Source organism: Pseudoalteromonas sp. ECSMB14103 (assembly GCF_000813065.1).
Lineage (GTDB): Bacteria > Pseudomonadota > Gammaproteobacteria > Enterobacterales > Alteromonadaceae > Pseudoalteromonas > Pseudoalteromonas marina.
The window spans coordinates 65,646-88,031 of sequence record NZ_JWGY01000013.1; the positions used below are offsets into that span (position 1 = coordinate 65,646).

The window sequence follows — 22,386 nt, forward strand, 5'->3', positions numbered from 1 at the left end:
CCTACTGCAATTTTAGGTTTAATTTGTAAGAGGCGTTTAGGGCCTTGCAGGGTGATAAAATGAATTTGCATAGTATTCGCGTTAAAGTGTCGTTTCCTATTGTTGTATTAGGACTTGCCATACTCTCGTTAATTGTGGGGTATACCTACTTAATAACCTTACAAAAAAATGCACTTGATGTGCAGTCTGAAAAGTTTATTAAGGCGCTGTCTCTTGCTTTAAACGCAGACCGCGACCTATACCAAGCTAAAGTGGCCGAATTAAATTTAGTAACTCATTCAAAAAATACAGAAAAGTACCAGGCAGAGCACGAAGAAAATGCAATGCAAGTTACTGATAAAATTAATCAGTATTTATCTTTAATGAAAGATTACCCCAGTATAGCTAAAGAGCTAAATGGCTTTGAAAACGACTTTAATGCTTGGCTTGCAGCGTCAAAAAGCTACATGGATGATAAAAATAGCCAAGCTAAACAAACGAATTCAGAGCAAGCATTTGCCACTTTAAGGATTAGGCTTGATAAAGCCGGTGAGCTGGCTGAAAAAACCTCGGAGCAAGAAATCATCACGCTTTCATCCAATATCATTTCAACAAAAATGATGATGCTGACAGTGGTTACTATTATTTTAATTGCAGCGAGTTGGTTTAGTTACAGTGTACCTAAACAACTTACTCGCCAAATTAATTATGTAACTAAGCGTATTAGTGATATTGCCTCAGGAGATGGCGATTTAACTGGCCGAATACAAGTAACGTCTAAAGATGAGTTTTCTGACTTAGCCACCGAATTTAATACTTTTTTAGATAATTTACAGCAATTAATACGCGATATATTAGAGCAATCTAAGGAGTTAAATGGTTTAGGTGTTGAGCTTAGCAAAGTGGCCACCCAAAATAACAGTGTAAACCAAGCCTTGGGGCAAGCGTCGGAATCTATTGTAAGCGCAGTACATGAAATGAGCACTGCTAGCAAAGAGGTTGCAGGGGTTGCACAGCAGTCATCAAGCGAAGCCGATAATTCGTTAAAACTAGCGCAACAAGGGCTTAGTGCGGTGGCTAATTCTAGTTCGCGAATTACCTCTCTTTCTAGCAACATGGAGCAAGCTATGGCGCGCTCTACGGAGCTGCAACAAAGTTCTGACAACATCGCCAAAGTCCTTGAGGTGATTCGTGCCATAGCAGAACAAACAAACTTATTAGCACTTAATGCAGCAATAGAGGCGGCACGTGCTGGCGAATACGGACGAGGCTTTGCGGTTGTGGCTGACGAAGTAAGGACGCTCGCTACGCGCACACAAGATAGTACCAACGATATTCAACAAATGATTGAGTTGTTTGCATCGAGTGTATCGCAGTCGATTAATGCTATAGGTGAGAGTAAGCAATTTGCAGATGATGCTGTGGAGTCGTTTTCGCAAACTAACGATATACTCAATGCTATGCAAAGTTCATCTACTAAAGTAAACGATATGGCTATGCAAACTGCGCAAGCTACCGAAGAGCAAACAACGGTTTCTGATGAAATAAGCCATAACTTATCATCACTTAACGATCAAACCTTAGAGGGTGGGTCGCTTGCGCGCACAACGCAAGATGTATCAAATAAAATGGAGCAGTTAACAGACGAGCTTAATCGATTAGTTAACCGGTTTAAGGTTTAACGTAACAAAAAGGGAGCGTGTAGAGCTCCCTTTTTAGAATATTAACACTGATTATTTTTTATCAAACGCGCGTTTCATAAAGTTAGGTGTTGCTAAAGCCCCATGGTGAATACCACTGTTGTAGTATTCACTTTGCGTTGCAACGTGTGCTGCGCCGTCTTCTCTAAAACCATTAAATGCTTCAGACTTACGAGCAAGTGTTACCGACCATAAACCACTTGGGTAAATAGGCTGTGGAAATGGCAATGTTTGTAAATCGTTAAAACCAACGCTTAACATCGCTTCACGCATTTCAACCAATAGTGGCATATGCATAAGTGGCGATTCACTTTGCTGTACTAAAATACCGCCAGGGCGAAGTGCGTTTAAACAGCTAGTGTAAAATGCATGGTTAAATAGACCTTCACCTGGACCTACTGGGTCAGTACCATCAACAATAACAACGTCGATAGACTCGCCAGCCACTTCGCGCATGTACTTAATGCCATCGTCAAACATAACTGTAGCGCGTGCATCGTTATTAGATTCGCACAGCTCTGGGAAGTATTTTAACGACATTTGTGTGACTACTTCGTCTATATCAATTTGCGTTACGCTTTCTACGCCAGGGTGTTTTAATACTTCACGTAACGTGCCGCAGTCGCCGCCGCCAATAATAACCACATTTTTAGGATTTGGGTGTGCCAAAAGTGCAGGATGGCTGATCATTTCATGATAAAAAAAGTTTTCGCGGGTTGATACCATAGTACAACCGTCGATGATCATTAAATTACCAAAGTCTGTGGTTTCGAACATTTCTACTTTTTGAAAAGGAGACTGTTTTTCATCTAACTTTTTGTTAATGCGTAATGAAAATGCGCTGCCGTCGCGGTCGCTAATTTCAGTAAACCACTTACTTTGATCTAAGTTTGCCATAGTTGCTGATACACTTTTTAGGTTAAGGTAAAAAAAGGGCAATTCTGCCAGTGCTTGGCGGTTTGCTCAATGACATTTTAACTGATTTAGCGAATAAAGTTAGTGAGGAGTGAGTGAAAGTTCAATTTTTGTTAGCCTAGGAGATAGCGACGTATTAAAATGCGCCTTTATACCTAATTGACTAAAGAAGAGTTGCCATGATCTGGGGTTTAGAAACAGCACGTGCTACTTATAATGTTGCTCATTGGAGTGATGGCTATTTTGATATTAATGCACAAGGCGAATTGGTTGCCTACCCCGACGGCGATCAAAGTAAAGCCGCAATCTCTTTAACAGACTTAACAGAGCAATTTAAACAGCAAGGGCTAACACTGCCTGTTTTAGTGCGCTTTACCGACATTTTAAAAAATCGTGTAGATACGCTTACTAATGCTTTTACCAAAGCGCGCAGTAACCGCGAATATAATGGTAAATACACCTGTGTTTATCCTATTAAAGTAAATCAGCAGCGCTCTGTGGTGAGTAAGTTATTGGCGCACCCAAGTGGTTTAGTTGGTCTTGAAGCGGGTTCAAAACCTGAGCTAATGGCTATTTTAGGTGTGGCAAAAGAGCCAATTACCATTGTATGTAACGGCTACAAAGACAGCGAATTTTTACGTTTAGCGTGCATTGGTCAGGCCATGGGGCACAGCGTAAAAATAGTGGTCGAAAAGCTATCAGAGCTAACCACCTTACTTGAAGAAATAGATAACTTAGGCATAGAGCCTGCAATTGGTATTCGCATACGCTTAAATTCGGTGGGTAAAGGTAAGTGGCAAAATACCGGTGGCGAAAAAGGTAAGTTTGGTTTAACTGCAGGGCAAGTATTAAGCGCAGTAGAAGTACTTAAAAAACACAATAAATTACACTTAATGCAAATGGTGCATTTTCATATTGGCTCTCAAATTGCCAATATTCGTGATATACACCGCGCACTTCGTGAGTGTGCGCGTCACTTTGCAGAGTTAACGCAACTAGGCGTACCACTGAATACGGTTGATGTAGGTGGCGGTTTAGGCGTTGATTATGAAGGGTCGGGCTCTCGCAGTGCGTGCTCAATGAACTACACAGTGGAAGAGTACGCCCGCAACGTAGTCAATGCGTTTGCGGAAGTGTGCGACCAACACGATTTAACCCATCCAGCTATTATTACCGAGTCAGGCCGCGCTTTAACAGCCCATCATGCGGTACTCATTACCGATGTGATTGACGTTGAAAAAGCACCTAATCATTTAAACCCTGAGCCACCGCTTGAAAACAGCGTGTTAGTGCTTGATGAAATGTGGCAATGTTTACAGCGTTTGAATCCGCGTATGGCGCTCGAAATTTATCACGATGCGATGCACTTATTTAGCGAAGCACACGATCAGTACGTACACGGTTTAGTAAGCATGCTAGAGTGGGCGAAAATAGAGCAGCTTTACTTTACTATTTTGCATCGCGTGCGTGCGTCGCTTAGCAATAACGCCCGCGCACACCGAGAAGTACTCGACGATTTAAATGAAAAGTTAGCCGATAAACTATTTGTTAATTTTTCACTGTTTCAGTCGTTACCAGATGTGTGGGGTATACAGCAGTTGTTTCCGGTTATGCCTATCGAAAACTTAACGCAACCGCTTACTCAGCGCGCCATTATTCAAGATATTACTTGTGACTCGGATGGGCAAATACGCGAATACGTTGAAGGTGCAGGTATTGAAACCAGCTTGCCAATTCCTGAATATAAGCATGGCGAACAATACCACCTTGCTATGTTTATGGTGGGCGCGTATCAAGAGATTTTAGGCGATTTACATAACCTATTTGGCGATACCGATTCAGTGCATGTTGAGCTAAACGACGACGGCTATGTATTAACCAATGCCATAAAAGGTGATAGCGTTAAGGATGTATTAAAGTTTGTTGATTACGATAGCGCTATTTTAGCCGAAAATTTTGCTTATCAAATTAATAAACTAGATGCCTCAGAGCAGTGTAAAGCGGGTTATTTAGCCGAGCTCAATGCGGGCCTTGAAGGTTATACCTATTTTGAAGATTAATTTTTAAGTATAAATGCGCAGTGTTTAATGCTGCGCACCGTTAAAGGAATAGAAGTAATGTCAGTTATTCGTAGTGTTTTTAGTCTTATTTTTTATGCATTAAACACACTTTTTTGGTTTATACCTATTTTTATTTGTGGCTTATTAAAGCTTATTCCTATTAAACCATTACAAAAGTTATTGAGCTGGATTGCCAAACAGTGCGCCACTATTTGGGTGTCGTTTAATACCTTAAACCAGCGGCTGTTTACACCAACAAAACTTAACGTGACGGGCTTGGATTCTCTTAAACTAAAAGATTGGTATTTGGTGATTGCCAATCATCAAAGCTGGGTAGACATTTTAGTATTACAGCGCGTATTTAATCGTAAAATTCCGTTTTTAAATTTCTTTTTAAAGAAAGAGCTTATTTATGTGCCTATTTTGGGCTTATGTTGGTGGGCGCTCGACTTTCCATTTATGACGCGCACGAGCAAAAGTCAGCTTAAAAAGAACCCTAAATTACGTGGCAAAGACTTAGAAACAACACGTAAAGCCTGCGAAAAATTTAAAGAAATGCCTGTAACGGTAGTTAACTTTGTTGAAGGTACGCGCTTTACACAAAGTAAACATGCAAAACAGCAAAGCCCATTTCCGCATTTATTAAAACCAAAAGCCGGTGGTATTGCCTTTGTTATGCAAGCAATGGGTGAGCAAATTTCTCAAGTAGTGAATGTTACCTTGCATTACCCTGACGGTATTCCTACGTTTATGGATTTTGCTGGCGGAAAAGTAAAGAATATTAATATACACGTGGATGTCATGCCGGTAAGTGATGAGTTAATTGGTGATTACACGGGTGATTCTGAATTTAGAGTTCGTTTTCAAAGCGAGTTAAATCGTTTATGGGAAGAAAAAGAACAAACGTTGCAATCACTTGACGCCCCAACAAGTACAAAATAACACGGTGAGCTTACAGTTATGCTAAAAAAATGGTTACCAAATTGGCTAAATGGCCTAATTGTAGGCTGCGTATTATTTACTAACCTTATAATTTTTGGCGTGTTGGTATTACTTTTGGGATTAGTGAAACTATTACTGCCTATTCATGCTGTTAATCGTTTATTACATAGCGCTTATCGGGGATGGTGTAACGGTAATCGGTTAGGTTTATGGCTAGGTTGCCCAGATATTAAAATTGATGTAAAAGGTGATTTAAACTCAAAAAGTTGGTACTTACTAATTTGTAACCATATGAGTTGGTTAGATATTACGGTGCTTAGTTCTATGCATGCGTTACCCGCTCCTAAGTTTTTTTTGAAAGATGACTTAAAGTATGTGCCATTTATTGGCACAGGTGCGTGGGCGATGGGAATGCCATTTATGAAACGTGTAAGCAAAGCGCAAATAGCTAAAAACCCAAAGCTTAAAGGGTTAGACATAGAGCGCACTAAAAACAGCTGTCGTAACTTTCGTAACCATCCAACAACTATTATCAACTTTGTTGAAGGAACGCGTTATACACCCGCTAAACATGCACAACAGCAAAGCCCGTTTAAGCACTTACTAAAACCAAAAGCAGGTGGAATTGCATTTGCACTTGAGGTACTTGGAACCCAGTTTGATGCTATGTTAAATACAAGTTTGGTCTATAGCGGTAAGTCAGATCATGTGTGCCGCAACTTATTAAAAGGTGAGCTAGACTCTATTCACGTATCAATTAATGTAATGGCTATTACCGATACTATGTTAGGTAGTTACCAAACAGATGAAGCGTTCAAAGCTAACTTTCAACAATATGTGAACGACTTATGGGTTGCAAAAGATAAGCAATTGGCAGGTATTTATGCTCAGCAAGCTATGCCAGATGCACAAATTAGTAAGGAAGCCAAAACACTATGACCAACACCCATATACAAGAGCTAATTGCCCCTTGGTTTGAAAACGTCCCCGACGCTGCTTTTTTTAGTGCACTAACGGCTACCGCCATTGGCATTTGTTCGTTACTTGTTGTGTATTTATTTACTCGCAGGCTTATGTTGCCAGGTATTCAAAAGGTGGTTACTAAGTTATCGCCTGAGCGTATTGGCGCGCTTTCTCCAATGTTAACTAAGCTTAATAAGCGTATTGCTGGGCTACTGTGTTGTGTGTTGTTTTTAGCCACCTTCGATAGTGTATATCCGGTTGGTGAGTTAGCGGCTGAAATACTTAAAACCATAGGGCAAGCCTTATTAATTATTTATACCGGTTTTATTATTAGCAGTATTGTAAGTCTTGCGGCTGCTATTTATAACCAATTAGACTTTGCTCGAGAAGTCCCCATTCAGGGCCTTGTGCAAGTTGTAAAGCTAATTACCTTTATTGTTTGTGGCATTTTAATTGTTAGTATTGTGCTTGAAAAATCACCGACGTATATTCTTTCGGGTTTTGGTGCGATTGCCGCCGTCACTTTATTAGTATTTAAAGATACGATTTTAGGGTTTGTTGCCAGTATACAAATTGCGGCTAACCGATTAGTTACTTATGGTGATTGGATACAAGTTGATAATTATGGCGCCGATGGTGAGGTAATAGACTTAGGCTTAAATACGGTAAAAGTACGTAACTGGGATAACACTATTACGACTATTCCTACGTACATGCTGGTGGCAGGTTCGTTTAAAAACTGGCGTGGTATGCAGGAGTCGGGTGGAAGGCGTATTAAGCGCTCACTCAATATTGATATGAACAGCATTTGCCTAGTAAACGACGAGTTTAGAGCGCAAATAGACGCCGCTATTCCGCTGCACGAGTATATTCGTGTATCGGCATTGCCAGAGCCTATGTCTAATTTAGGGCTGTTTCGTCGTTATGCCGAAGGGTATTTAAAGCAGCATAGTAAAATAAACTCTTCGCTTACTTTAATGGTGCGGGAGCTTCAACCTTTAAACCACGGTTTACCTATTGAGTTTTACTGCTTTAGTGAAGATAAGCGCTGGATTTCTTACGAACATTTGCAAGCCGAAATAATGGATCACTTACTTGCCGTGCTGCCTATTTTTGGATTGCGCGCTTATCAAAGTGTGAGTGGGCAGTTAAGCCCACCAACCAATGCAGGGCAAACTGAAAAGCCCAGTATTAAAGTGCCCAATAATGCTGTGCAAGACCCACACTAATAAATAATATTAATAGCCACCAAATAGGTGGCTTTTTAAGTCGTAGCCATGCAAAAGCTACAACAACTAACCCAATATGTAACCAGCTGTGCACTGCCGATGTCCAAATAGGTGAGTATAAAGCTGCGGCCAAAAAGCCCACAACGGCGGCATTAAGTGCGGCAATTGAACTAGCAAAACGCGGTTTATTAGCCAAGTTAAGCCAGCTTTTTTGAAATGCTAACATCAATAAAAAGCCGGGTGCAAAAATTAATAACGTAGCAACCAGTGCGCCAAATAAAGGCTGCGCAGTATTAAGTTGTGCACCTAAATAAGTAGCAATAGTAAACATAGGGCCAGGGATTGCTTGAGCGCTGGCATAAGCACTTAAAAATTGGTCATCACTCAGCGCAGGTACACCAGCTTGCAGTACGGGTAATACAACGTGCCCACCACCAAACACCATAGCGCCTGCTTGGTAAAAAGGCGCAAATAATGCAAATTCTTTTCCAAGCGGGGCAAAGCTAATAGCCAGTAATAATGCAAATAAGCTCAAAGCAACCCAGTTAATATTACTTTTTGTTTCGGTATTCGTATTTTGATTTGCCTCGCCTAATTTTAATAAAGGCCATATAGCACCAATAGTTGCAGCAATAACTAAAACTGCAATTTGCGTGCTTAACACGGGCAGTAGAACAAGCGCTAAGGTGCTAAACAGTGCAAGTAACTTAAGTACCGCACTTGTGCAAAAGCTTTTAGCCATAGACAGTGTGGCATCAGCTACGATGACCACGGCAAATAGTTTCAAACCTGCAATAATCGCATAGTAAACGGCATCAAATTGGTGTGCACTAATGGCCAGTATCACCATAATTAAAAAAGATGGCAGCGTAAAACCAACAAATGCGGTAATACCACCTAATATCCCTGCGCGTTCAACGCCAATAGCAAAGCTCACTTGGCTCGAACCAGGTCCCGGCAACGCTTGGCTTAAACTAATTAATTGCGCGTAGCGTGTGTTGGTGATCCAATTTAGTGTATCTACAAAGTGGCGCTTAAAATAGCCTAAGTGTGCCGCTGGGCCACCAAAGCTCATGCAGCCAAGTAAAAAAAACTGTCTAAAAATAGCAACTAGCATTGCGCTTGTATCCTTTTTTGATTTCATTAAATTGTCACAAAGGAAGATGACATATTTATTAAAACTCAATTTTTTAGGGTTAATAACAAAATTATAAGGTGATTGTTACGCACTTCATAGTTTGTTCATACAGGTAATTACATACTGTTGCTAAATTCTAAATGAATAGGACATCATCATGACATTATCAAAATCACTTTTAAGCGTTACAGTGGTAGCCGTATTACTTTCAGGTTGCGAAATGAATAACACCGGCAAAGGCGCGGCAATTGGTGCAGCTGCTGGTGGCGTGTTGGGTAAAGCAACAGGTAACCACAAAGACAAGCGTATATTTATTGGTGCTGCTATTGGCGCATTAGCTGGTGCTGCTGTAGGTGACTACATGGATAAGCAAGAAGAAGCGTTTCGTGATGAATTAGCCGGCTCGGGTGTTGAGGTGGTACGTGAAGGCGATAACTTGCGCTTGGTTATGCCCTCTAATATTACGTTTGCAACCGACCAATCATACATTTCAACAGGGTTTAACGATACCCTAAACGCCATTGCTAAAGTTATGAACAAGTATGAGAAAACCTACCTAAGCGTAGAAGGGCATACAGATAGCACAGGGCAAGATAGCTACAACATGAACTTATCGCGCGAACGTGCTCAAAGTGTAAAGGCTTACTTAGCTAACCAAGATATTATGGCAGCACGTATTAGCACTAGCGGCTTTGGTGAAACACGCCCAATTGCCACTAACGATACTGCAAATGGCCGTGCTCAAAACCGCCGTGTAGAAATTCAAATAGTGCCAAACACAGAGGGTTAACGCCTAGCCTGTGCGAATTTCAATCTGTTAAGACCCTAGTCTTTATTAAACTGTAATTCACACAGCTTTTGATACAACGGGTTGCTTGCTACTAATTCTTGGTGAGTGCCCGTTGCAATAATTTCTCCATTTTCCATGACTACAATCATATCTGCGTGGATAACTGTTGCTAGCCTATGCGCAATTATAAGCGTGGTTCTATTTTGCATTAAGTGCTCAAGCGCGGCTTGAACATGGTGCTCGCTTTGCGCATCGAGTGCGCTGGTTGCTTCATCAAGAAGGAGTATTTCTGGGTCTTTTAAAATAGCCCTAGCAAGTACAATACGCTGCTTTTGCCCACCGGATAACCTAACGCCTTGCTCGCCTAAAAAGCTGTTGTACCCTTGTGGTAATTGTTTAATAAATTCATCGGCATGAGCATGTTTTGCAGCAGCGTATACTTGTTCATCAGTGGCGTTTGGATTGCCGTAACGAATGTTATGCATTACATCTGAGCTAAATAAAATAGGGTTTTGTGCCACCATGCCCATTTTGTCGCGCAGAGTGTTTAAAGAGAGCGACTTAATATCAATATCGTGAAATTTTATTGCGCCACTAGCTGGGTCGTAAAAGCGCTGTAGTAGCTCAAATAAGGTTGTTTTACCTGCGCCAGATGGGCCAACAATAGCGACTGTTTGACCTTGCGAAATGCTTAAGCTTATTTTGTTAAGTGCACTGACATCCGGGCGAGACGGATAATTAAAGCTGATATTTTCAAGCGAGATTGCAGGTAAACTTGCGTTATTTTGTAGCTGAGCGTCTTGCGGGTTTTCAGGATTTTCAATTTCACTTTTAACGGCCAGTAATTCAAGTAAACGGGCAGCTGCACCTGCCGCTCTTTGTAGTTCACCGTACACTTCAGCAACCGTTGCCACCGACATTGCCACCATAATAGCGTAAAACACAAACGCACCCAGTTCACCCCCGGTCATAGTGCCTGCCAGTACATCACTGCCGCCAACCCAAAGCATTGCGCTAATGGCACTAAAGGTTAAAAATATTACAGCGGCAATTAAAAACGAGCGCTGTTTAATGCGGCTTTTGGCAACGTTAAAGGCTTTTTCGGTTTCAAGTGCAAAAGCATGTTGCTCTTGTGTTTCGTGGCTATAGCTTTGTACCACTTTAATATTTTGAATGATCTCGCCGGCATAGGTGCTTATATCGGCAATGGCGTCTTGACTAGAGCTTGCAAGTTTACGCACCTTTTTGCCAAATACCATCATCGGCACTAATACCAGCGGCACACACGCAACCACTACGAGCGTAAGCTTTAAGTTGGTAATTAATAACATTACTAAACCGCCAACCAGCATTAACGCGCTACGCAGCGCCATAGAAAACGATGAGCCAATAATTGATTGCAGTAAAGTGGTGTCGGTTGTTAAACGCGACATAAGCTCGCCACTGCGGTTTTCTTCAAAGTAGCTTGGGTGCAAGGTAACAATGCGATTAAACACGGCTTTACGAATATCGTTACTGACTCGCTCGCCAATCCACGACATTAGATAAAAGCGGCTAAAGGTGCCTACAGCCAATAAGCTAATTAAACCAATAAGTACCAATACAGCTTGTTGAAGTTGCGCTTGAGAGCCCGCAATAAAGCCATGATCTATAACAAACTTAACCCCTTGGCCTAACGATAAATTAACGCCAGCCGTTACTAATAAAGCGCCAAGGGCTGCTATAACCATCCATTTATAGGGTTTTATAAATGCAAAAATAGGCAATAAACTGCTAAAGGCAGCTTTTTCGGTTGCGGGGGTACTGTTTGGCATAGTGGATTCTTTTTATAAGTTGAGGTATAGATATGGCATCATTGGATTAAAAATCAATAGCTTTAAAAATCATCAATAAGGAATCGTTATGACAAGCAACATAGTAACAGGCCAATTTACGGTGGCATTAACCCCACTAGATGGCTATGCCAAAGGACAAAACGGCATTAATTTAGGGCGTATGTCGATTGATAAAACATTTACAGGCAAGCTTAATGCTTCTAGCCAAGGCGAAATGTTAAGCGCTATGACACCTGTTCAAGGCAGTGCTGGTTATGTAGCAATAGAGCAAGTAATAGGCGAACTTGAAGGCAAAAAAGGCAGCTTTGTATTACAGCATTTTGGCACTATGGATAAAGGCCAAGACAGCCTAATTTTAAATGTAATTTCCGACTCAGGCACTGATGAGCTAGAAGGATTAGCCGGTAGTATGAAAATACGCATTGAAAACGGTGTACACTACTACGATTTTCAATACACGTTATAAGATACACAGGGATTTAAATGCAAAAAGTAATCGAATTTAGAAAGACCCGCTTTATGGGTGGGGTAAATATAGCGGCGTTGAATGATCGCATACAGGAATTAAATCAAGATGGCTGGAAAGTAATTAGCGCAGTGCCAATAACCGGTTTTTATGGGCAAGTGCATGGTTATACATTATTTATTGAAATTGACGAGCTGTAAATGACACTCTCTATGTGGTTAGGCCTAGTGGCTATTTGTATGATGGGCGCAATGTCGCCGGGTCCAAGCCTTGCGGTTGTATTAAAGCATTCGCTCAACGGCAGTATGAAAAATGGCATGCTAGCGGCGCTAAGTCATGGTATTGGAGTGGGACTATATGCGGGAGCCTCATTACTTGGCTTGGGTGCGTTAATGCTGCAGTTTCCTACAGTGTATCAGGTGTTAGTGTATTTAGGCGCTGCCTATTTAGCTTACCTAGGAATTAAAATTTTATTGTCTAAACCCAACAATGATGAACTTAAAATACAAAATAGCGAAGTGAGTAGCATTAAAGCATTACAAGATGGGTTTGCCATTGCCTTTTTAAATCCCAAACTTGCTATTTTCTTTTTAGCCTTGTTTTCACAGTTTATTGATCCAGAAAATCTTACCCTAAGCATTGCAATGGTGATGTGTTTAACTGTATTTGTGATTGATACCGGTTGGTACTTACTTGTTGCCGCCGTAACAGAGTATTCTAAAAACCGTTTTGGGTTTACTAAACACAATCCATGGTTAGACAAAGTACTGGGTTTTGTATTTGTTGCCTTAGCCATTAGGGTGGTAGTGAGTATTTAAGCTATTGCTAGCTAAATTGCTCAAAATAGCTACAGCCTAAGCAGGCTATACTGCATACGTATTCATCACAAAACATTCACCTTTTGGTTACAATTTGTTGGTTGTGTTTTTACTGCACTGACACACCACACAAAACAATAACCAAAAGGCACACACATGCAAAAGTTTAAATTAAATGCGCTCATGCTGGCATTATTTGCCGCCAATAGTGCTATTGCAGCTACTGAAGAACCACCTGAAGAGACGAGTAAACCCGCTCAAGTTCAAACCGATTTAGAAGTGATTGAAGTGCGCGGCTTTAGTCGCAGCTTAATTCAATCGCTTAACCAAAAGCGATTTAGCGATACGGTGTCAGAACAAATTTCTGCTGATGACCTAGGCGCATTACCTGATATTTCAATGGCCGATGCACTGACTCGTTTACCGGGTATTTCAGCTGTGCGCACTGGCGGGCAGGCTGCACAAATTAATATACGCGGGCTGTCGGGCGGCTTTGTATTTTCAACACTTAACGGTCGTGAGCAGGTATCTACAAGTGGTAGCCGCAGTATTGAGTTTGACCAATACCCATCAGAATTAATTAGCTCTGCGGCAGTATATAAATCGCCAAAGGCATCGCTTATAGAAGGTGGTGTGGCAGGTACGGTAGAGCTTGAAACAGCCAGCCCACTCAATAATGATCAAACGCATAAATTTGTAGCTAATGTGCGTGGTATGTATAACGACCGTGCATCTGAGGTATCGGATGCCACTGAGTTTGGTGACCGAATTAGTTTTTCGTATCAAGGTAAATATTTAGACGATACATTAGGTGTAGCACTGGGGTTTGCGCGTTTATTTCAGCCAAGTGTAGCAACACAGTTTATTGGCCTTGCATACAACGATAGAAAAGATGTTGATGGCGTACCAAACGACACAAATGGCCCCATAGATAGCCCAGAAAGTGAATACATTAGCGAAGGCTTTGAGCTACAGCATTTAGGGGGTGAAGAAACCCGTAATGGCTATTTGGCTGCCATAGAGTGGGCACCGGTAGATAATTTTAAATTAAAAGGTGATGCGTTTTTATCGCGCTTTGATAAAGAGTCATTTGCCCGCGGTTTTAGGGTTAAATTAGGCGGCCCATCTGCAGCATACGCAAATGCGCAACTTGATGGTAATGCTGTAATTGGTGCTGCGGTTAATCGTACTTCACAAAGTTATACCCGTGTTGAAATAGTGAATGACGACAACCAAGATTTTGACGAAGTAGACAGCTTTGGCGTTAATGCCGATTGGCAAGTAACCGATAGACTAAATGTTAATGCTGATGTAGCGCTTTCTCGCGCAAAAAGTAATTTTAGAAACGGTTTGTTGTGGAGCTTAGTGGCTGAAGATGCCAATGCAGAAACGCCGGTATTTGATAACAACGTTGCAATTAACTATCAATTAAATGGCTTAAATTTACCTGACGTTGGGTTTAATCAGGCGGCCGCCTTTAGCGATATAGACCGAGTAATGGTCAGTAAATATGGTATTTACCCTGATCAAACCGAAGATGAAGTAACGGCATTTAGACTCGATTTTAAATACGAGCTAGAAAGCGATATTTTTAGCTCAGTAGAATTTGGTGCACGCTATTCAGATAGAGAATACAGCCGAAAGCGCTCGGTGTTTGAGTACGGTAACGACGGGGCATTTTCAACAACGCAGCCCCCTTTGCGTTTAACCGACGATATGGCATCAGTGGTTGATTGGCAGGGCGACTTTAGTTATTTCCCATCGTATTTAGCCATTGATTTAGATAAAGCACTTAATGCGTGGTTTCCAGATGGCACCCCAGAACCCGTTCAAACATGGGGCAACGCCGATGGCGTAGACGACGCGCAAGGTTACACAACGAACTATTCGTGGTCAGTGTTACAAAGCGGTTCGGTGTTTGAAGATGTGCTAGCCGCGTACGTGATGGTAAACATTAACACGCAAATTGCCGGCCTTGACCTATCAGGTAATGTGGGTGTGCGCCGTATCGAAACCGACCAATCAGCAACCGTACTTGAAAACGTAGCAGGCGATGCGCGCTTAGGTGCGCAAAATATTGTTGATGAGAACGGCATTGTTAATGACTTATACGCGCCTAATGTATTAGGCACTAAATATACAGATTACCTGCCTTCGCTAAATTTAAACCTGCAACTTAACGACAATTCACTTGTACGCTTTGCTGCGGCTAAAGTCATGTCGCGTGCACCAATTAACCGTTTAGCGGGCGATGCCAGCGCAAACGTAAGTGACGATGGTGTTATTAATGGTTCAAGTAATAACAACCCATTTTTAAAACCCTTTTATGCTGACCAGTACGACTTATCTTACGAATATTATTTTGAAGAAGGTAACGGCACTGTTGCTGCGGCGTTATTTTATAAAAATATAGACTCGTTTGTTGAAACGTTATCGATTGAGAACTTCGACTTTAAAGGTAATGGCTTTAATGTCCCTGATTCTATAGAAGATCCGGTCAGTGGTGAGCAAGTTGCTACAACAAACGGTATTTACACCACAGCAGTTAATAATGGCGAAGGTGGCTACATTAGAGGGCTAGAGCTTGCCTATACGCAAGTGTTTACCTTTTTACCAGAGCCATTTAATGGCTTAGGCGCTAATGCAAGTTACTCATACACCGAGAGTGAAATTGAATCGATCACCAGTTTAGGGGGCGATACTCTCGTTCAATCTTTACCTGGGCTATCTAATAATGTGCTTAATGCTACGTTATTTTATGCTTTAGACGATTTTGAAACCCGCCTTAATGTACGTTACCGCGATGAGTTTGTATCAGAGCAGGTTGCCATTAACGAACAAGTGGTCAATTTTGATGCTGAAACAGTCATCGATTTTCAAACGTCTTATCGCTTTAGCGATTCACTCACCATGCTTTTGCAAGTTAATAACTTAACCGATGAACCAACCCAAAGTTACTTTGGCTCAGAGCAGCGAACAGGCACTACTCAGTACTTTGGTCGTCAGTTTTATCTTGGTTTTACATACAGTCATTAATTAGCAAACGGAGCGTTTAAAAATGAAAATTATAACAATGTCTAAATATTTGCTAATAGCTTTAGGGTTAATGATATTAGCAGGATGTGGTGGGACAGATGAAGTTGAGTCGGGGCAGCAGCTTTTAACCTGTAATGTGCCACAAGTACCAAACGAAGCAGGCTCGCAATGTGTGGACCCTGAGCCTATAACGTGTGCAGCTCCTACTGTACCGGATGATAAAAACGAAAGCTGTGTAGTGGGCGCCGACTCAACATTGCCTGATCCTATTGTATTTGCTGGTGAAGGTGAGGCAGTTTTATTTTATAACCGTTTAGCCGACGATAACTACGAAGGTTACCGATTACATTCGTGGAATAACGATGTGTGTGATGCTTACGCACCTCCGTTTGACACGAGCGATTGGGCTAACGGCCATGAATACGATGGGATTGACCCAAACTACGGTGCCTACTGGATAATTGACCTCAAAGAAGGTTATAACGAGTGTGCTAACTTTATTGTGCACATTGGCACCGAAGGATCTGGTAAAGCGTTTGGTGATGTTGATTTAACCATGCCGCTTATGCAAGACGATGAAAAGTTTCAGCGTATGAACTTTACCATTCATGGTGAGCCTTCGGTGTTTGAATACCCTATTTTAAGCTTGGGCGAACGTCCGGTGGCGATAGATGGTGCATCAGCACATTGGATTGATTTAAATACAGTATTGTATAAGCCAAGTAATGAGCTTACACAAATCATTAAGTTACATTCTTCAGCAGCCGCTGACTTGGTGGTTGATTTAGACACTGGACTAAATGGTGAAACCGTTGAGCTGACTGCAAGCGAGTTAACTGATGAGCAAGCTGCAAAAGTACCACACTTAACGGATTGGACTGCTTATGAAGGTAGTTGGGATGCAGACGCTGCAAAGCAGCTTATAAAGCAACAGCTTGTTGTTGCAGGCTACGATGCCGATGGCAAGCTACTAGAAGCAACCTTTGTACAAACCGCTAAAGCACTCGATGCCCTTTACACACAAGGCGAAGACGATGCTAACGAGGCATTACTTGGCGTAAATTATGGCAATAACACGATTGATGTAGCTGTGTGGGCACCCACCGCGAATAACATGGTGCTAAACGTGTTTGATGATGCAAAAACACAAGTGCACTCCACGCCAATGACATTAAATACGCAGACAGGTATTTGGCAAGTAAGTTTAGATACGCAATATGACCGCCATTACTATCGCTTTAATTTTGATGTTTACCACCCACTGACTCAGCAAATAGAGTCGCTATGGAGTACCGACCCTTACTCACTCAATGTATCTGCCAATGGCTTATACAGCCAGCTGATTAATTTAGCCGATGAAGACACTAAACCAGAAGGCTGGGATGAGCGTATCGTGCCTACGATTACTAACCCAGAAGATGCGGTTATTTATGAAGGCCATGTACGTGATTTTAGTGTGCGTGATCAATCAGTAAGCGAAGCAAACCGTGGTAAATACCTTGCATTCACTGAACTTGAAAGCGTGCCAATGCAGCACCTTAAGCAATTAGCAGATAAAGGCTTAACACACTTTCATTTACTGCCAGTGACTGATATTGGCACCATTGAAGAAGATGCTTCACAGCGTGTGGAAATTACAGACACCTTAGGTAAATTATGTGAGCGTATTAACGATGAAGCTGATGCATGTAAAATCGAAGATAAAAACAGCACCATTGTCGATATTATGCAAAGTTACCTACCTGGCTCAGACGATGCACAAGCATTAGCCAGTGCGATGCGTGATTTAGATGGCTTTAACTGGGGTTATGATCCTCATCATTTTATTGCGCCTGAAGGCTCGTATGCATCAAGCAGCGATGGCATTGCTCGTGTAGTTGAGACACGCGCTATGGTGCAATCACTGCAAGAAGTAGGACTTCGTGTTGTACTGGATGTGGTTTATAACCATACAACATCATCGGGTATTTGGGATAAGTCGGTATTTGATAAGCTAGTACCAGGTTACTACCACCGCTATAGCGAAGTAAGTGGTGAAATAGAGCGCTCAACCTGTTGTGAAAACACAGCTACAGAGCATGTAATGATGGATAAGTTTGTTACTGATTCAATGGTTATTTTAGCGCGTGAATTTGGCTACGACAGTTTTAGATTTGATGTAATGGGGCATATGCCTAAATCATCAATATTAGCTGCGCGTGAAGCCGTGCAAGCCGTTGACCCTGACAACTATTTTTACGGTGAGGGCTGGGATTTTGGTGAAGTAGCCAACAATCGTTTATTCACACAAGCTAAACAAGCTGATATGGCAGGCTCAGAGGTAGGCACATTTAACGACCGTATTCGTGAAGCCGTGCGTGGTGGTGCAATGTTTAGCAATAACCCGACAGATGGCAACCTAGCCGAACAAGACACGTTACGGTTATCGCTGGCGGGCAACTTACAAAATTACATTTTAAAAGACTTTAAAGGTAATTCATCTAAAGGTAATAGCTTTACTTGGAACACTCAACCAACGGCGTATGCACTTGACCCTGCCGACAGCATTCATTACGTATCAAAACACGATAACGAAACGCTGTGGGATCAGTTGCAATACAAACATGCATCAAGCATGAGTATTGAGCAACGTGTGCGCGCGCACAATGTGGCATTGTCGATTCCACTTATGAGCCAAGGCATCCCATTTATGCAATTGGGCGCTGATTTACTGCGTTCTAAGTCAATGGACCGTGATAGCTATAATGCCGGTGATTGGTTTAATGCTGTTGATTTAACCAAAGAGAATAATAACTGGAACATTGGTTTACCAAACGCAGAGAAGAACCAAGAAAAATGGTCTGAAATTATGCCTATCTCTGCTAATGCAGATGCACAGGCAATGCCGCAAGACATAGCTTATGCAGGTGATGTATTTCAAGAATTCTTGGCTATCCGCAGCGCAAGCCCGTTATTTAGATTAACAACGGAACAAGATGTTATCGACCGTGTCGGATTTCACAATGTGGGTAAAAACCAGCAGCACGGCTTAATTGTAATGAGCATTGATGATGGTGAAGAACTCACAGACTTAGACCCAGCACTTGATGCGCTTGTCGTGATAATTAACGCAACCGAGCAAACTCTTAGCCATACTATTGCCACTGCAGCGGGTTTTGAATTACATGACGTATTAAAAAACAGTGTTGATGCAAGCATGGCCAGCGCCAATTTTGCCGAAGGCGATAACGAAGGCACATTCACTGTACCGCCTTATACGTTAGCTGTTTTTGCTAAAAACCAAGGTGAGAGCCAAGGTACTGGTTTAAGTGCAAATGCAACCGTAGGCGCACCTGATGTAGTACCTTATGGCAGCAACGCTGTGTTTGTTCGTGGTACGTTAAACGACTGGGGCACACGTGATGCATTTGAATATATTGGCGAAGGTGAATACCGTATAGCAATTGCACTCAGTGCTGGCGATTACGAATTTAAAATTGCCTCAGAAGATTGGTCTACGGTTGATTTTGGTGCGCTTTCTGATGCCGATAAAGACGTTGTAGAAAACCAAAGTGAGCCACTAACGCGCTCAGGTGCCAATATGACCTTTAATGCAGCCATTGATGCAACCTATGTATTTTCGCTTGATGCTTCAAACCCTGAAAATCCAACGCTTACTTTATTCAACGAAGAGCCATTTGTAGGCACCGCTATTTATGTGCGCGGTACGCTTAATGACTGGGGAGTAACCGATGAGCTAAGTTATAAAGGTAAAGGCATTTACACCTTTACTAAAACACCGAGCGCTGCAAGCTATGAATTTAAAATAGCGTCAGAAGATTGGAGCACGGTTGATTACGGCTCTGGCGAGGGGGATGCAAGTGTGATGATAGGCACAGCAGAGCAGTTATCGGTTGCGGGCGCAAATATGACCTTAGATATTGCCGAGCAAGGTGAATACCAGTTTGTATTTGATGCCAGTGATTTAAATAATGTAACGCTCAAAGTACTTAACGCTGAAATGTTTGCACAAACACCGGTGTTTATTCGCGGCAGTTTAAATGGATGGGGAACAGACAACCCACTGATGTACGAGGGTAATGCGGTTTACTCTACATCCATAGAGTTAGAAGCGGGCGACTATGAGTTTAAAGTAGCGTCTGAAGATTGGAGTACCGTTGATTATGGCGGAGCAGGTGATGCACCTGTAGCCACCATTGGTGAGCTTACTTCACTCGAAGCCATAGGTGCCAATATAGCATTAAATATTACCGAACAAGGTACTTACACATTCAAGGTAATAGGTCCAGATAGAGAAAATGTGAGCATACTTATAGATAAACAGTAGCAGTTATATTTTCCCAGACCTAAGCCGAGCATAATCCTGCTCGGCTTTTTTAATGCCTAATTAATGCCTCACTAATACATAATTAAAAGCATATTAAAAACGGGTGTTAATCCATGGTATTCGCGTTCTAATGCAAAAATAAACTTTATGTAAAGTGAAGCCAGTTCAGAACTGAGGTTGAAGATATTTTTTGTTTAAAGGGAGATTATAAAAGGAAGTGTGACAATTTATTTCAATGCAAGAAGTTAAATTGCATTAAAGTTACGGTTCACGTAACTTAAGTATCTAAAGGCGTAAAAACGACCTAGTACAGGGTATACGCTCTCATTAAATTAAGGATAAATTTATGAATAACCTCGTTTTAAAAAGCGCAACTTTCGACCCCAAAGTGCAGCAATATTGGATGCTAATGGCCGCTTTTTTTAGTGTGTTAGCACTCGTGACCATTCCGCTATTACCTATTGTTTTGGCGATTGTGTGGCTGGTGGGAGGGCGAATATTGGCGGCTATGTCGGCACAATTACTCACGCAAAAACTCGTTGTAAAACGCGGGATATTTTTTAAAGAAGAAAAATCAATACCACTTGAAAAAATAACCGATGTAGGCCTAAGTCAAGGCCCAATAATGCGCATGTTTGGGCTGTATCGTTTAAGTTTTGAAACAGCAGGGCAGTCTGGCCACGGTGCATTGGTGTCATTACTTGGTGTTGAAAATGCCAGTGACTTCAGAGAAGCCATACTTGAGCAAAAAGATAACTTAACCGCGAGCACACCAGCAATATCATCAAATGAAGAAAGCCCGCAAAGCCAACTAGAGCTAATACGTGCACTTACCTATAGCGTAAAAAACATAGAAAACATGCTTGTTACGCTAATTAATGAGAAAAAATAGCTTTTGCTATACAAAAAAGCACTTAATAAGGGCCTTAAAAAATATGCTGAGATATGGACTGTTTTTATGTTTGTTGATTAATGCGGCGGCTATTAAGGCGGGTGGTATGCCTCCTTATTTTAATGAGGATATAGACACAGAATATAGAGCATTGCTAAAGCATGCTGGAGATATATTACCTAAAAGTGATTTACCACTAGCGTATCTGCCGTTATTTTATCCTTTTAGTTTTCTTGATATTCACCCAACTAAATTTAAAAGTGAGAAAGATAAACAAGCGTTTGCAAACTTTAATTTAGGTGTTTTAGGGCGCAATTTTTTAAATATTAATAAGACACAACTCTCCAAATTACCTAATGTTACGATATGTAAAAAACAAGCATGTAAGGAAGAACGGTTAGGCTTAATTGACGACTTTTTAAGAGTAACGATAAATGAGCTTATTAAATTAAATCAGTCAAAAGATCTTAATCTTATTCAGCAAACTGACATGTTTGTTTATCGAATAAATAATACATTTTTCACGCCAGCTCAACTTGTTACTTATTATCCTTCTAAGTATGCGGGATTTGTTCCTTCAGCTAATTATAAAGTTTTTAAGTTAGGTGAAAATGAAGAGCTAATGAAGTTATCAGCAGAAACTCAGCAAGTTAGGGAGTTAATGGATGCTTATAATGTTGCTGCTATCACTAAAAATGATGACAAAAGTATGAGCATAATTTTTGGAGGAGTGAGTGATAACCATTGGGGTGTTGTTGTTAATTACAGTTCAAGCATACCAACTCAGGGTGAGTATAACCACATGGGCTTAGAGTATGACACTATTGAAAAAATAACAGAAACGCGCTTTTATTTTCAAACAAATTAAGCCCAACTTGAATCAGTAGACTCGACGATTTTTATCGTCGAGTCTACTAACTAAGGCCCTAATTATTTGGGTTTACCATAATTAAAAAGCTTCACACACTTGCGTTGCGTTACAAGTAATAACGGTGACGTTTTCATATCCTATACGTGTAATTGCTTCAGCACTTAATGTGGCGCGTGCGCCACTAGCGCAGTGCAGATAAATAGGGCGGGAAGCGTCTTTTTCTATTTCCATCAACTTCATTTCAAGTAAGCCACGCGGAATATTAATAGCGCCTACAGCAGGATTGGTAGCATGTTCTGCGGGTTCGCGCACATCAATAAGTAAGCCCTTGTTTTCGCTAATCTCTTGTTTTGCTTGTTCAGCGTCGATACGTCGTTGGTTAGGTGTAATAACTTTTAGTAAATCGGGGATAGAAGTAAGCATTA

At 41.4% G+C, this 22,386-nt stretch carries 17 protein-coding genes; 13 read left to right on the forward strand and 4 right to left on the reverse strand.

The features are described 5' to 3' along the window. Positions 1–59: 59 nt before the first annotated feature. On the forward strand, positions 60–1,661 hold the full coding sequence (locus RF53_RS17120) for a methyl-accepting chemotaxis protein (RefSeq protein WP_039038373.1): 1,602 nt from the start codon (positions 60–62) through the stop codon (positions 1,659–1,661). A gap of 51 nt (positions 1,662–1,712) precedes the next feature. Here the strand turns inward: RF53_RS17120 and speE are convergent, their stop codons facing one another. Further along, on the reverse strand, positions 1,713–2,576 hold the full coding sequence (gene speE / locus RF53_RS17125; RefSeq protein WP_039038374.1) for a polyamine aminopropyltransferase: 864 nt from the start codon (positions 2,574–2,576) through the stop codon (positions 1,713–1,715). Between the two features lie 197 nt (positions 2,577–2,773). Between speE and speA the strand changes: the two genes are divergently transcribed. The 4 genes from speA to RF53_RS17145 are packed head-to-tail and all read left to right on the forward strand — an operon-like array spanning position 2,774 to position 7,788. Next, entirely contained in the window at positions 2,774–4,654 is a 1,881-nt protein-coding gene (gene speA, locus RF53_RS17130; RefSeq protein ID WP_039038375.1) for a biosynthetic arginine decarboxylase, read from the forward strand. Positions 4,655–4,711: 57 nt separating this feature from the next. After that, on the forward strand, positions 4,712–5,596 hold the full coding sequence (locus RF53_RS17135; protein ID WP_039038376.1) for an acyltransferase: 885 nt from the start codon (positions 4,712–4,714) through the stop codon (positions 5,594–5,596). A gap of 18 nt (positions 5,597–5,614) precedes the next feature. Then, a complete protein-coding gene (locus RF53_RS17140; RefSeq protein ID WP_039038377.1) occupies positions 5,615–6,535 on the forward strand; it encodes an acetyltransferase in 921 nt (306 codons plus the stop codon). Then, positions 6,532–7,788, forward strand: a complete 1,257-nt coding sequence (locus RF53_RS17145; protein WP_039038378.1) for a mechanosensitive ion channel family protein — start codon at positions 6,532–6,534, stop codon at positions 7,786–7,788. Before RF53_RS17140 ends, RF53_RS17145 begins: the two co-directional genes overlap by 4 nt. On the opposite strand, the gene chrA is transcribed toward RF53_RS17145, so the two are convergent. Next, positions 7,751–8,905: a chromate efflux transporter gene (gene chrA, locus RF53_RS17150; protein ID WP_039038379.1), complete on the reverse strand. Its 1,155-nt coding sequence runs from the start codon at positions 8,903–8,905 to the stop codon at positions 7,751–7,753. The genes RF53_RS17145 and chrA overlap by 38 nt on opposite strands. A 178-nt stretch (positions 8,906–9,083) precedes the next feature. Between chrA and RF53_RS17155 the strand changes: the two genes are divergently transcribed. Beyond that, on the forward strand, positions 9,084–9,716 hold the full coding sequence (locus RF53_RS17155) for an OmpA family protein (protein ID WP_008129859.1): 633 nt from the start codon (positions 9,084–9,086) through the stop codon (positions 9,714–9,716). Between the two features lie 35 nt (positions 9,717–9,751). Here the strand turns inward: RF53_RS17155 and RF53_RS17160 are convergent, their stop codons facing one another. Next, positions 9,752–11,530 (reverse strand): ABC transporter transmembrane domain-containing protein, encoded by a 1,779-nt coding sequence (locus RF53_RS17160; RefSeq protein ID WP_006794215.1) that lies wholly within the window; start codon positions 11,528–11,530, stop codon positions 9,752–9,754. Between the two features lie 88 nt (positions 11,531–11,618). Here RF53_RS17160 and RF53_RS17165 point away from each other — a divergent pair, with 88 nt between their 5' ends. The 7 genes from RF53_RS17165 (at position 11,619) to RF53_RS17195 (ending at position 21,958) form a co-directional block, all read left to right on the forward strand. Beyond that, positions 11,619–12,017 carry a DUF3224 domain-containing protein gene (locus RF53_RS17165; protein WP_039038380.1) on the forward strand — a complete coding sequence of 133 codons (399 nt, stop codon included), beginning with the start codon at positions 11,619–11,621 and terminating at the stop codon, positions 12,015–12,017. A gap of 17 nt (positions 12,018–12,034) precedes the next feature. After that, complete coding sequence (locus RF53_RS17170; protein WP_006794217.1) at positions 12,035–12,217, forward strand: hypothetical protein; 183 nt, start codon at positions 12,035–12,037, stop codon at positions 12,215–12,217. Next, a complete protein-coding gene (locus tag RF53_RS17175; protein WP_039038381.1) occupies positions 12,218–12,835 on the forward strand; it encodes a LysE family translocator in 618 nt (205 codons plus the stop codon). A gap of 156 nt (positions 12,836–12,991) precedes the next feature. Then, positions 12,992–15,871, forward strand: coding sequence for a TonB-dependent receptor (locus RF53_RS17180; protein WP_039038382.1), 2,880 nt, complete (start codon positions 12,992–12,994; stop codon positions 15,869–15,871). 22 nt (positions 15,872–15,893) lie between these two features. Continuing rightward, on the forward strand, positions 15,894–20,198 hold the full coding sequence (locus RF53_RS17185) for an alpha-1,6-glucosidase domain-containing protein (RefSeq protein WP_039038383.1): 4,305 nt from the start codon (positions 15,894–15,896) through the stop codon (positions 20,196–20,198). A gap of 346 nt (positions 20,199–20,544) precedes the next feature. Next, positions 20,545–21,090, forward strand: a complete 546-nt coding sequence (locus tag RF53_RS17190; protein WP_039038384.1) for a PH domain-containing protein — start codon at positions 20,545–20,547, stop codon at positions 21,088–21,090. Continuing rightward, on the forward strand, positions 21,077–21,958 hold the full coding sequence (locus RF53_RS17195) for a hypothetical protein (protein ID WP_235420637.1): 882 nt from the start codon (positions 21,077–21,079) through the stop codon (positions 21,956–21,958). Before RF53_RS17190 ends, RF53_RS17195 begins: the two co-directional genes overlap by 14 nt. Before the next feature lie 81 nt (positions 21,959–22,039). On the opposite strand, the gene RF53_RS17200 is transcribed toward RF53_RS17195, so the two are convergent. Beyond that, positions 22,040–22,384, reverse strand: coding sequence for a rhodanese-like domain-containing protein (locus RF53_RS17200; protein ID WP_039038386.1), 345 nt, complete (start codon positions 22,382–22,384; stop codon positions 22,040–22,042). Between the last annotated feature and the right edge of the window lie 2 nt (positions 22,385–22,386).